This window comes from Streptomyces sp. NRRL WC-3605 (genome assembly GCF_001509795.1).
GTDB lineage: Bacteria > Actinomycetota > Actinomycetes > Streptomycetales > Streptomycetaceae > Streptomyces > Streptomyces viridochromogenes.
In genome coordinates this window covers 1-12,731 of the sequence record NZ_LLZN01000038.1, presented here as the reverse complement: position 1 = coordinate 12,731, position 12,731 = coordinate 1, and the positions used below count along the sequence as shown (strand labels likewise).

General features: G+C 72.4%; 10 protein-coding genes. 8 read left to right on the top strand and 2 right to left on the bottom strand.

Annotated features, from left to right (window positions below; genetic code table 11):
• Window positions 1-98: 98 nt before the first annotated feature.
• The 5 genes from ADL34_RS06840 (at window position 99) to ADL34_RS06825 (ending at window position 5,529) form a co-directional block, all read left to right on the top strand.
• Window positions 99-1,463: a phosphomannomutase/phosphoglucomutase gene (locus ADL34_RS06840; RefSeq protein ID WP_062664473.1), complete on the top strand. Its 1,365-nt coding sequence runs from the start codon at window positions 99-101 to the stop codon at window positions 1,461-1,463.
• A 125-nt stretch (window positions 1,464-1,588) separates the two neighbouring features.
• Window positions 1,589-1,759 carry a Trm112 family protein gene (locus tag ADL34_RS34650; RefSeq protein WP_078883827.1) on the top strand — a complete coding sequence of 57 codons (171 nt, stop codon included), beginning with the start codon at window positions 1,589-1,591 and terminating at the stop codon, window positions 1,757-1,759.
• Between the two features lie 202 nt (window positions 1,760-1,961).
• A complete protein-coding gene (locus ADL34_RS06835) occupies window positions 1,962-3,089 on the top strand; it encodes an SIS domain-containing protein (protein WP_062664471.1) in 1,128 nt (375 codons plus the stop codon).
• 134 nt (window positions 3,090-3,223) lie between these two features.
• Window positions 3,224-4,375 carry a mannose-6-phosphate isomerase, class I gene (gene manA / locus ADL34_RS06830; RefSeq protein WP_062664469.1) on the top strand — a complete coding sequence of 384 codons (1,152 nt, stop codon included), beginning with the start codon at window positions 3,224-3,226 and terminating at the stop codon, window positions 4,373-4,375.
• Between the two features lie 173 nt (window positions 4,376-4,548).
• Window positions 4,549-5,529 (top strand): cation diffusion facilitator family transporter, encoded by a 981-nt coding sequence (locus ADL34_RS06825; protein ID WP_062664467.1) that lies wholly within the window; start codon window positions 4,549-4,551, stop codon window positions 5,527-5,529.
• 64 nt (window positions 5,530-5,593) lie between these two features.
• Here the strand turns inward: ADL34_RS06825 and ADL34_RS06820 are convergent, their stop codons facing one another.
• A complete protein-coding gene (locus tag ADL34_RS06820; RefSeq protein WP_062664465.1) occupies window positions 5,594-7,642 on the bottom strand; it encodes a fructose-specific PTS transporter subunit EIIC in 2,049 nt (682 codons plus the stop codon).
• Between the two features lie 436 nt (window positions 7,643-8,078).
• Between ADL34_RS06820 and ahcY the strand changes: the two genes are divergently transcribed.
• Window positions 8,079-9,536, top strand: coding sequence for an adenosylhomocysteinase (ahcY, locus tag ADL34_RS06815; RefSeq protein WP_062664463.1), 1,458 nt, complete (start codon window positions 8,079-8,081; stop codon window positions 9,534-9,536).
• 187 nt (window positions 9,537-9,723) lie between these two features.
• On the top strand, window positions 9,724-10,338 hold the full coding sequence (locus ADL34_RS06810; protein WP_062664461.1) for a hypothetical protein: 615 nt from the start codon (window positions 9,724-9,726) through the stop codon (window positions 10,336-10,338).
• A gap of 21 nt (window positions 10,339-10,359) precedes the next feature.
• Here the strand turns inward: ADL34_RS06810 and ADL34_RS06805 are convergent, their stop codons facing one another.
• On the bottom strand, window positions 10,360-11,283 hold the full coding sequence (locus ADL34_RS06805; protein ID WP_062664459.1) for an RDD family protein: 924 nt from the start codon (window positions 11,281-11,283) through the stop codon (window positions 10,360-10,362).
• A gap of 129 nt (window positions 11,284-11,412) precedes the next feature.
• On the opposite strand from ADL34_RS06805, the gene ADL34_RS06800 reads away from it, so the two are divergent.
• Window positions 11,413-12,420 carry a stage II sporulation protein M gene (locus ADL34_RS06800; RefSeq protein WP_062664457.1) on the top strand — a complete coding sequence of 336 codons (1,008 nt, stop codon included), beginning with the start codon at window positions 11,413-11,415 and terminating at the stop codon, window positions 12,418-12,420.
• Window positions 12,421-12,731 lie beyond the last annotated feature (311 nt).

Here is a 12,731-nt window from a genome sequence, read left to right as displayed (position 1 = left end):
CGGGTTACGTCTGTGGGTCCACTCGGGACCGGGCCACCCCGCTGTCGGTGCGGACGGGTAGTTTGGGGCCCCGGTGAGGACTTTCAGGAGGGTTGCCCGTGGCTGCTGATCTGTCGCAGATCGTGAAGGCGTACGACGTGCGTGGAGTGGTCCCGGACCAGTGGGACGAGCCGCTGGCCGAGCTGTTCGGCGCGGCCTTCGCGCAGGTGACCGGCGCGAGCGCGATCGTGACCGGCCACGACATGCGGCCCTCGTCGCCCGGTCTGTCCGCGGCCTTCGCGCGCGGAGCGGCCCGGCGGGGCGTGGACGTCACCGAGATCGGCCTGTGCTCCACCGACCAGCTGTACTACGCCTCGGGCGCGCTGGACCTGCCCGGCGCCATGTTCACGGCCTCGCACAACCCCGCGCAGTACAACGGCATCAAGATGTGCCGCGCCGGCGCCGCCCCGGTCGGCCAGGACACCGGCCTCGCCGACATCCGCGCCCTGGTCGAGGAGTGGACCGTCTCGGGTGCCCCCGCCCCGGCCGCCACGGCCGGCGCCGTCACCCGCCGGGACACCCTGGAGGACTACGCGGCGCACCTGCGCTCCCTCGTCGACCTCACCGCGATCCGCCCCCTGAAGGTCGTCGTCGACGCGGGCAACGGCATGGGCGGCCACACCGTCCCGACCGTCTTCGCGGGCCTCCCGCTCGACGTCGTCCCGATGTACTTCGAGCTGGACGGCACCTTCCCCAACCACGAGGCGAACCCACTGGACCCGGCGAACATCGTCGACCTGCAGCAGCGGGTCCGCGAGGAGGGCGCCGACCTCGGCATCGCCTTCGACGGCGACGCCGACCGGTGCTTCGTCGTCGACGAGCGCGGCGAGCCCGTCTCGCCGTCCGCCGTCACCGCCCTCGTCGCCGCCCGCGAACTCGCCCGCTACGGCGGGCAGGGCACGGTCATCCACAACCTGATCACCTCGTGGTCCGTCCCCGAGGTCGTCCGGGAGCACGGCGGCACGCCCGTCCGCACCCGCGTCGGACACTCCTTCATCAAGGCCGAGATGGCGAAGTCCGGCGCGATCTTCGGCGGCGAGCACTCCGCGCACTACTACTTCAAGGACTTCTGGAACGCCGACACCGGCATGCTGGCCGCCCTCCACGTCCTCGCGGCGCTCGGCGGCCAGGACGGCACCCTGTCCCGGCTGGTCGCCCAGTACGACCGTTACGCCGGCTCCGGCGAGATCAACTCCACCGTCGCCGACCAGGCGGACCGCCTCGCCGCGATCCGGGCCGCCTACGAGGGACAGGACGGCGTGACCCTGGACGACCTCGACGGCCTCACGGTGACGTCCGCCGACTGGTGGTTCAACGTCCGCCCGTCCAACACCGAGCCCCTCCTGCGGCTCAACGCCGAGGCCCGCGACGAGGCCACGATGGCGAAGGTGCGGGACGAGGCCCTGGCCATCATCAGAGCCTGAGCCCCGCGCGGGGCCGCCCCGGCCGCCCCGCAGGGCAGCGCCCGCGAGCCGCCCCCACCGGCGGTACGCTGACCGGGCACATCCGCACACGCGAGCACCACCGAAACGCCCCGAAGGGACCCGCCATGCCGCTGGAAGCCGGCCTCCTGGAGATCCTCGCCTGCCCGGCCTGCCACGCCCCCCTGGAGGAGCAGGACACCGAGCTGGTCTGCACCGGACAGGACTGCGGTCTGGCGTACCCCGTCCGCGACGGCATCCCCGTCCTCCTGGTCGACGAGGCCCGCCGCCCCGCGTAGCACCCACTGCACGGCCGGGGGCCGGTGGGCTCACGGCCGGCGCCGGCGGGCCCTCCAGGACCCGGCGGCACCGCACGGAGACACCCCGCACGACGACTCCGTACGAAGACACCCCGCACCAAGACCCCGCACGAAGCACCCGCACCGACGCACCGGCACGACAGAGCCGCCAGACGACCCGGCGATCGGAGGCCCTCCGCCCATGCTCGACGAATCGCTGCTCGACGCGCCGGAAGCGCTCGCGGAGGCCGACCGCCGTGCCCTGCTGCGCGGCGCGGCCGAGGCGGGCGCCCGCGTCCGCACCGCCGCCCGGCACGCCACCGAGGCAGGCGTCCACGACCTCAAGCCCGACGGACGCCCCCGCGGCATCCTGATCGCGGGGCCCGGCGCCGCCGCCATCTGCGTCGCCGACCTCCTCGGCACGCTCGCCGGCGCCACCAGCCCCGTGGCCCGCCTCGCGCCGACCGGCGTCGCACCGGCCGGAGGCGCCCTGCGCTGGGAGCTGCCGGGCTGGACCGGCTCCGTCGACCTGCTGCTGATCGCCACCCCCGACGGCAGCGAGCCGGGCCTGTCGCTGCTGGCCGAGCAGGCCTACCGGCGCGGCTGCACCGTCGTCGCCGTGTCCCCCGCCGACTCCCCGCTCGCCGAGGCCGTGCGCGACAGCCACGGCCTGTTCGTGCCGATGGCGACCGCGCCCTACGAACTGGACACCCCGCTCGCCGCCTCCTCGCCCGGCGTGCTGTGGGCGCTGCTGACCCCCCTCCTCGCGCTGCTCGACCGGACCGGGATCGTCGCGGCCCCGCCCGACGTCGTGCAGAAGGTCGCCGACCGCCTCGACCTCGTCGCCGAGCGCTGCGGACCCGCCGTCGCGACGTACAGCAACCCGGCCAAGACGCTCGCCGCCGAAATTGCCGACGCGCTCCCGCTGGTGTGGACGGAAGGCGTGTCCGCGGGCCCGGCCGGCCGCCGGTTCGCCGCCGCGCTCGCCGAGCTCTCCGGCCACCCCTCCCTCGTGGCCGAACTGCCCGAGGCCCTCTCCGCGCACAGCGCCCTGCTCGCCGGCCGGCTCGCGGCCGGCGCCGACCCCGACGACTTCTTCCGGGACCGCGTCGAGGAGCCCGCGGCCCTGCACGCGCGCGTGGTGCTGCTGCGCGACCGGCCGATCGGCGGCCTCACCGCGGCGCCCGCCGCCCGCGACCTGGCCCTCAGCCACGACACCCCGATCAGCGAGCTCGAACCGGAGCCCGGCGACGAGCTGGAGACCCTCGCGGAACTGATCGCCGTCACGGATTTCGCCGCCGTCTACCTGGCGCTCGCCTCGGGCGCCTAGACCTGTCCCGGGGCGCACCGGGCGGCCGTACGCGCGCGCATCGCCGTACGAGGGCCCGGGCGCGCCTCGTGTCCCACCGAAGACCCGCGCTCGTACGCGCCGGCACGCACGCACAGAGAGCAGGCAGAACCCGCATGGACCGCCTCGACAACACCGTCCGTCCCTACGCCTGGGGTTCCACCACCGCCCTCCCGGGCCTCCTCGGCGTCGAGCCGACCGGCGAACCGCAGGCGGAGATGTGGATGGGCGCCCACCCCGGCGCCCCCTCGCGCACGGCCCGCGGCACCCTCGTCGAGGTCATCGAGGCCGACCCCGAACGCGAACTGGGCGCGGCGACCGTCGCCAAGTTCGGCCCCCGCCTGCCCTTCCTCCTCAAGCTCCTCGCCGCCGGCGCCCCGCTCTCCCTCCAGGTCCACCCCGACCTCGCGCAGGCGAGGCAGGGGTACGAGGACGAGGAGCGCCGCGGCATCCCCGTGGACGCCGGGCACCGCAACTACAAGGACGCCAACCACAAGCCCGAACTGATCTGCGCGCTCACCGAGTTCGACGGCCTGTGCGGCTTCCGCGACCCCCTCCGGGCCGCCGCCCTGCTGGACGCCCTCGGCGTCGACTCCCTCAAGCCGTACGTCGACCTGCTGCACGCGCGCCCCGAGGAGGCGGCCCTGCGCGAGGTGCTGACCGCAATCCTCACCGCCGACCGCGACGCCATGGCCCACACCGTCGCCGAGGCCGCGGCCGCCTGCGACCGCCTCGGCGGCGAGCACGCCCCGTACGCCGGCATCGCCCACCACTACCCCGGCGACCCCGGCGTCATCGCCGCCATGCTCCTCAACCACGTCCGGCTGCAGCCCGGCGAAGCCCTGTTCCTCGGCGCCGGCATCCCGCACGCCTACTTGAACGGGCTCGGCGTCGAGCTCATGGCCAACTCCGACAACGTCCTGCGCTGCGGCCTCACCCCCAAGCACGTCGACGTCCCCGAACTCCTGCGCATCGTCCGCTTCGAGGCGGGCGACCCCGGAGTGCTGCGCCCGGAGGCCGCACCCGACGGCGAGGAGGTCTACGAGACCCCGATCGACGAGTTCCGGCTCTCCCGGTACGTCCTCCCGGAGGGCACCACCGCCCACGACCTCACCCGCGCGACCCCGCAGATCCTGCTCTGCACGTCGGGTTCCGTCCGCGCCGGGGAACACGACCTGACGCCGGGTCGGTCGGTCTTCGTCCCGGCGGGCGAGAAGGCCGAAGTGTCCGGTGCCGGCACGCTGTTCCGGGCCACGGTCGTCGCCTGACCGAGGGCATCCGGCGACCCGGCGTCCCGGGCGCCGGCCCGGCTGCGACAATGGCCCACCGGCAAAGGCCGGGCAAAGCCGACCGGGGGCAGCGAGCCCTCGCCGACGACGCCCGGACGACGCCAGGACGACGTAGACACGAAGGCTCCGAAGGCGAAGGGACAACGCGACACATGAGCGCGTCAGGCGGTACCAAGGCGATCGTGGCGGCACTCGCCGCCAACCTCGCGATCGCTGCATCGAAGTTCGTGGCGTTCGCGTTCAGCGGCTCGTCGTCGATGCTCGCCGAAGGCGTGCACTCGCTCGCCGACTCCGGCAACCAGGCCCTGCTGCTCGTCGGCGGCAAGAAGGCCCAGCGCGAGGCGACCCCCCAACACCCCTTCGGCTACGGCCGCGAGCGCTACATCTACGCCTTCCTCGTCTCGATCATCCTGTTCTCGGTCGGCGGCATGTTCGCCCTCTACGAGGGCTACGAGAAGATCAAGCACCCCCACGAGATCGAGCACTGGTACTGGCCGGTCGGCGTCCTCGTGTTCGCGATCATCGCCGAAAGCTTCTCCTTCCGGACGGCCATCAAGGAGTCCAACGTCACCCGCCGCGGGAAGTCCTGGAAGGAGTTCGTCCGCCACGCCAAGGCGCCCGAGCTCCCCGTCGTCCTCCTCGAGGACCTCGGCGCGCTGGTCGGTCTGATCCTGGCCCTCGGCGGCGTCGGCCTCGCCCTGCTGACCGGCGACGGCGTCTGGGACGGCGTCGGCACCATCTGCATCGGCGTCCTGCTCGTCCTGATCGCGGTCGTCCTGGCCATCGAGACCAAGTCGCTGCTGCTCGGCGAGTCCGCGGGCGCCGAGGAGACCAGGCGGATCGAGGCCGCCGTCGTCGACGGCGACACCGTCACCGGCATCATCCACATGCGCACGCTCCACCTCGGCCCCGAGGAACTCCTCGTCGCCGCCAAGATCGCGGTGCGGCACGACGACACGGCCGGTGAGGTCGCCGCCGCCATCAACGCCGCCGAGGCCCGCATCCGCGAGGCCGTCCCGATCGCCCGCGTCATCTACCTCGAACCCGACATCTACAGCGAGGCCGAGGCGGCCAAGGGCGCCGACCCCGAGGCGACGCCGGGCGGCCCCACCCCGCAGGACACCGCCCACTGACACCCGCTCACCCCGAGGGGCCCGCCGGAACACTTCCGGCGGGCCCCTCGGCATGTGATCCCCGCTAACCGACCTCGCGCAGCACCTCCACGACGGCCCCCTCGTCCGGCGCGGCCAGCAGCCGCTCCCTGAAGCCGGCATCCGTCAGCTTCCGCGACAGCAGCGCCAGGATGCGCAGATGCTCGTCACCCGCGGCCGCCTCCGGTACGGCGATCATGAACACCAGCCGGGCCTTCGTACCGTCCGGGGAGTCCCACTCGACGCCCTCGGCGGAGCGGGCGAAACCGACGACCGGCGCGCTCACCGCGTCCGTCTTGGCGTGCGGGACCGCGATCTCCTCACCGAGCCCGGTCGTGCCCTGCTCCTCCCGCCGCAGCGCGGTCGCCACCAACTCGTCCTCGTCCACGACCCGGCCGCTGCGCGCCAGCAGGGCGGCCATCTCGCGGATCGCGGCCGCCTTGTCCGCCGCGTCCAGCCGGACCCGCACCGTGCGCTCGGTCAGATGACCGGAGAGCACCTCCCCGGCCCCACCCGCGGACGACGCGGAGGAGGCGGGCACGGCGGCAGCGGACTCCACCGGCGCCGCGGCCCCACCGGCACCCGCACCGACCGGCACGGGCTCCGGTGCAACCGCACCCGCCCCGGCCGGCGCCACCGCGCCCCGCCGGCCGCGCTCGCTCACGTCGACCAGGGCGACCGTCGTCAACGCGGTCACCACCGACCCGATCACCACGGCCACGAAGAACATCGGCACCCCGCTCACCGCGCCCAGCACGGCCACGATCGGCCCGCCGTGCGGCACGGCGTCCTCGACCCCGGCCACTCCGGCGATCGCCCCGGCGACCGCACCGCCCAGCATGTTGGCCGGGATGACCTGCGCGGGCCGCGCCGCCGCGAACGGGATCGCGCCCTCGGAGATGCCGAAGCAGCCCATGAACAGCGCGGCGAACCCGGTCTCGCGCTCCTGTTCGGAGTACAGGCGCCTGCGCAGCAGCGTGGCCAGGCCCTGGCCCAGCGGCATCACCGGGATCGCGGCCGCGCACATGCCCATGACGGTCTGGTTCCCGGTCGCGATGAGCCCGGCGCCGAAGAGGAACGCCGTCTTGTTGACCGGCCCGCCCATGTCGAACGCGATCATCAGGCCGAGGATCGCGCCCAGCAGGACCGCGCTGGTCCCCGTCATCCCGCCGAGCCAGTCGGTCAGGTGCTCGAACACCCAGGAGATCGGCTTGCCGATGACGTGGATGAAGAACAGCCCGAGCGCCGTGGTCGCCACGATCGGGATCACGATGATCGGCATGATGGGCTGCGCGAACTTCGGGACCTTGACCTTCTTGATCCACCGCACCAGATACCCGGCGAGGAACCCGGTCACGATGGCCCCGATGAACCCGGCGCCCGCCTTGGAGTCGTACAGCTCCCCGGTGTTCGCGATCCAGCCGCCGATCATGCCCGGCACGAGCGCGGGCCGGTCGCCGATGGCATAGGCGATGTAGCCGGACAGGATCGGCACCATCAGCGTGAAGCCGATGACGCCGATGTTGTTCACGTCCATCCAGAAGGAGTCCTTCGGGATGACGAGGCCGCCCGACGGGTCCGTGTGCCCGCCCAGCGACAGCGATATCGCGATCAGCAGCCCGCCGACCACGACGAACGGGATCATGTAGCTGACCCCGTTCATCAGCGCCTTGTACCCGGCGCCACGCTCCCGGCCGCCAGCGGAGGCGGGGGCGGTGGGGGCGCCCCCTGCCACGTGCACGGGTGCCGACAGCACTCGGTCGATCAGCTGCTCGGGGTGCCGGATGCCCTCCGCCACCCCCACGGTCAGGACCCGCTTGCCCGCGAAACGGCTCAGGTCCACGTCCTTGTCGGCGGCGACGATCACCCCGTCCGCCTGGGCGACATCGTTGTCATCGAGGACGTTCTCCGCCCCGATGGATCCCTGGGTCTCCACCTTCATGTCGATGCCACGGCTCTCGGCGGCCTGCGCGAGCTTCTCGGCGGCCATGTACGTGTGGGCGATGCCGGTCGGGCACGCGGTCACGGCGAGCAACCTCACACTGCGCTGCTCGCCACCGCCGCCCGTGGGGGGAGGGCCGGCTGGACTGGTCACGTCGATCTCCTAACGCCATGTCCCGCGCGCCCACCGTCCCAGGTGCCGCGCGGGCCGATCAGGGGTCCCGATCTGCGGGGCATCCTGCACCACCACGCGGCCGACTCGAAAGAGACTGCCACCCCTCACCGCGGTCCCGCCCCCGGCCTCCGCGCGGCCTTCACCCGCTCTGCGCACGCCCCCCGGGATGGCGCGAACCGTTCGGAGGCGGGCTGGGGATCGCGGGGCATCCCGGTGTAGCTTGGAACGGAGCCAGACGTCGCTGCTGATGGCGGTCGGGCGGTCCCACCGCGGACCGGCCGAGGGAGAGAGGGCCTCCGACGACTGCGCTGCGCGCACGCGGGCACGCCTGTGCCCTCTTCGGGGCACCCCGGTGTCCGCCGCCGCGCAGACCAGCCGTACCCACCCTCGCCCCGATACCGAGGAGCAGCCCGTAATGACGACTGTCGACAGCCGACAGGACTTCAAGGTCGCCGACCTCTCCCTGGCCGCGTTCGGCCGCAAGGAGATCACCCTCGCCGAGCACGAGATGCCCGGCCTGATGGCGATCCGCAAGGAGTACGCCGAGGCGCAGCCGCTGGCCGGCGCCCGCATCACCGGCTCGCTGCACATGACCGTGCAGACGGCCGTGCTGATCGAGACCCTGGCCGCGCTCGGCGCCCAGGTCCGCTGGGCCTCCTGCAACATCTTCTCCACCCAGGACCACGCCGCCGCCGCGATCGCCGTCGGCCCGAACGGCACCCCGGAGAACCCGCAGGGCATCCCGGTCTTCGCCTGGAAGGGCGAAACGCTGGAGGAGTACTGGTGGTGCACCGAGCAGGCGCTGACCTGGCCGGACAGCCCCACCGGCGGCCCGAACATGATCCTCGACGACGGCGGTGACGCCACCCTCCTCGTCCACAAGGGCGTCGAGTACGAGAAGGACGGCAAGGTCCCGGACGTCGACACCGCCGAGTCCGACGAGCACCGCGTCATCCTCGAGCTCCTGCACCGCACCATCACGGACGGCTCGCAGAAGTGGACCCAGCTGGCGTCCGAGATCCGCGGTGTCACCGAGGAGACCACGACCGGCGTCCACCGCCTGTACGAGATGCAGCGCGACGGGGTCCTCCTGTTCCCGGCGATCAACGTGAACGACGCCGTCACCAAGTCGAAGTTCGACAACAAGTACGGCTGCCGCCACTCCCTCATCGACGGCATCAACCGCGCCACCGACGTCCTGATCGGCGGCAAGACCGCCGTCGTCTGCGGCTACGGCGACGTGGGCAAGGGCTGCGCGGAGTCCCTCCGCGGCCAGGGCGCCCGCGTGATCGTCACCGAGATCGACCCGATCTGCGCGCTGCAGGCGGCGATGGACGGCTACCAGGTCACGACCCTCGACGAGGTGATCGACAAGGCCGACATCTTCATCACCACGACCGGCAACAAGGACATCATCATGGCCTCGGACATGGCCAAGATGAAGCACCAGGCGATCGTCGGCAACATCGGCCACTTCGACAACGAGATCGACATGGCCGGCCTCGCCAAGGTCCCCGGCATCGTCAAGGACGAGGTCAAGCCGCAGGTCCACACCTGGACCTTCCCGGACGGCAAGGTGATCATCGTGCTGTCCGAGGGCCGCCTGCTGAACCTGGGCAACGCCACCGGCCACCCGTCCTTCGTGATGTCCAACTCGTTCGCGGACCAGACCCTGGCCCAGATCGAGCTGTTCACCAAGCCTGACGAGTACCCGACCGGCGTCTACACGCTGCCCAAGCACCTGGACGAGAAGGTCGCCCGTCTCCACCTGGACGCGCTCGGCGTGAAGCTGACCAAGCTCCGCCCCGAGCAGGCCGCGTACATCGGCGTCGAGGTCGACGGCCCCTTCAAGCCGGACCACTACCGCTACTGAGCGAGCACTCCGCTCCCTCGGCAGCAGCCGATCCACCGAGGCAGGCCCCCGCACCCCCGTGCCGGGGGCCTGCCCCTTTGGCCCGTACGCCCCTCGCGCGTACGCAACTCGGCCCGCGCGGCCGGACCAGCCCGTCACGACCGGACCGCTCGCGAGACCGGACCGCCCGTCAAGCCCCAGGACCCCGATGCCCCGCGGCCGTTATTCGCTCCTCGATCCGCACGATCACACCCCCCTCGCCCAAGAACACTTCCAGTGCGCCCCCGGCCCGTCCGGCTGGCGCTACGTCGCCCGGCGCACCACCCCCGCCGGCCAGGACAGCGGCTCCGTCGACCTCACCCTCGACGCGCTCGGCCGCCCCCTCCGCCTGGAACTGCACGCCGGGGACTGGCAGGTCCGCGGCGCCGCCCTCGACGGCGTCACCTGGGTGCGCACCGACCCCACGGGGACCGAGGCGACCGAAGGCAACGTGCCCGCCCACGCCTTCACCGGGACGTCCCCCGCGTTCCTCGTCGCCACCACCCGTCTGCTGCGCCTCACCCCTTCCGCCTCCGCTACCCGCGTACGCCTGGTGGCCCTCACGGACCCGGTCCTCGCCCCCCGCACCGTGGACCAGTCCTGGGCACTGGTGAACAGCGAAACACACGCCACTGACAACGGCCCCCTGACCGTGGACGAGTACGAGGTCACCGCCCTGGACACGGGCGAGCGGCACACCGTCCACATCGCCGGCGACGTGGTCCTCGCGGCCCCCGGCATCGAGCTGGAGGACCTGGACTCCCCGCCGTCGACGTTCAATTGACCGAGACCCCGGCCGAAGGGATCAGGCGGGCGGAACGAACCCGGTGGACGGCCGCGAGCCGCCGGACCGGTCCTCGGCGGGCGGGTCCTGCGGCACCGGGCGATAGGGCTCCGAGGGCTCCAGCCGATAGGGCGCGGCCTCCTGAGGCGCGGGCATTCCTGCGGGAGCGACGCTCGGACGGTCACCGCCCTGCGGTGCCGCGGCGAAGGCGCGGCGGGCCTCCCGCGTCTGCCGCTCGTGCAGCACCGCGGCGAGATAGGCGGCGGGCGGGACGCCCGGCGGCACCGGCGCGCCCGTACGGCCCGCCAGCTCCGTCGCGAGCCGCTGCGCCATGCTCCAGCCGACCTGCGGATCCAGGGTCTGCATGCGCGTGAGGTACTGCCGGACGGAGAGCCACAGCCCGTCCGGCACGGCCGACAGATCGAGCGCCGAGAACCGCCCCGCCAGCCACGGCGGAGGCGGCGGAACGAACCCCGTCCGCGCAGCAGGCACCCGTTCCCGTACGACGAGCGTCCCGGCGAAGACGTCCCCGAGCCGCCGTCCGCGCGCGGAGACGAGCGACGCGATGACGGCGATCACGCCGAGCGTCAGCAGGATCTCGATGACACCGATGAGACCCCGCACCAGGGCGTGCCGGAACCGGATCGGCCCCCCGTCGTCCCGCACCACCCGAAGCCCGCAGGCCAGCTTCCCCAGCGAGCGCCCATGGCTGAGCGTCTCGACCGCGATCGGCCCGCCGACCAGCAGCAACACGAACAGCCCGACCGACAGCGCGGCCTGCGCCGCCTCGTCCAGCGACGCCGTCGCGGCCACCACACTGATGGTCACGACGATGTACGCCACCACGGCCACCGCCAGATCCAGCAGCACGGCCAAGGCCCTGCTGGGCAGCTTCGCGGGGCGCAGCTCCAGCGCCACCGCCTCGCCCGTCACCAGCTCACTCACGCCGACCGTCCTTCCCTGACCTGCCCCTTGAGCAGCCAGTCTGCCAAGCTGAGGGCGCGTCGCGCCGCAGTACGACAAGCTGACGTCCACCAGGAACCGCCGACGAACAGCCGGGGAGCAGGAAAGCAGATGGACCTCGACGTCTTCGTCACCGCCCACCGGGCGGAGTGGGACCGCCTCGACACCCTGCTGGGCCGGCAACGCAGGCTCACGGGCGCCGAGACCGACGAACTCGTCGTCCTCTACCAGCGGGCGGCCACGCACCTGTCCCTGATCCAGTCCAGCGCACCGGATCCCCAGCTGACCGGCCGCCTCAGCCAGCTCGTGGCCCGCGCGCGCAGCGCCGTCACCGGCACCCGCCGAGCCTCCTGGCGCGACGTGACCCGCTTCTTCGCGCACAGCTTCCCCGCCGCGGTCTACCGCTGCCGCCACTGGTGGGTGCCGACCGCGCTCCTGTCCACGCTGGTGGCGGTCCTCCTCGGATGGTGGATCGGCACCCACCCCGAAGTGCAGGCCACCATCGCGGCCCCCAGTCAGCTCCGGGAACTCACCCGCCCCGGCGGCCAGTACGAGACGTACTACTCCAGCCATCCGGCGGCGTCGTTCGCGGCCCAGGTCTGGACGAACAACGCTTGGGCGGCCGCGCTCTGCCTGATCCTCGGCGTCTTCCTGGGCCTGCCCGTGCTCTGGATCCTCTTCCAGAACATGCTCAACGTCGGCGTCGGCATCGGCCTGATGTCGTCGGCAGGACGCCTGGACACCTTCCTCGGCCTGATCCTCCCGCACGGCCTGCTGGAGCTCACGGCGGTCTTCGTCGCCGCCGGCACCGGCCTCCGCCTCGGCTGGACCCTGATCGACCCCGGCCCTCGCAGCCGGCGCTCCGCCCTGGCGGAGGAAGGCCGAGCCGCCCTCGGCATGGCGATAGGCCTCGCGCTCGTCCTCTTCGTGTCCGGCGCCATCGAAGGCTTCGTGACCCCCTCGGGACTGCCCACCTGGGCACGCATCACCATCGGCGTCCTCGCCGAACTGGCCTTCCTCGTCTACGTCTATGTCGTCGGCGGCCGAGCCGCGCGTGAGGGCGATACGGGTGATGTCGAGCAGGCCGAGCGCAGCGCGGCCGTGCCGACCGCCGCTTGATGTGCGTACGGGCCTGATGAGCTGCTAGTCTCCTCTTCGCCCCGCAAGAGCCGTTGACACGGCGCGAGCGGGGAGGTAGATTAGAACAGTTGCCTGGAAGCGGACGCAGTCCGATCCGGGCGGTTGAGAACCTATCTGCTTCGGTGGAACATCGATTCCCGAGAAGCCTCTCCCGATGAATCGGAAAAGAACGGCCGGTCAGTCCGGTCCAAAACTTCTGATAAAGTCGGAACCGCCGGAAAGGGAAACGCGGAAGCGGGAACCTGGAAAGCACCGAGGAAATCGGATCGGAAAGATCTGATAGAGTCGGA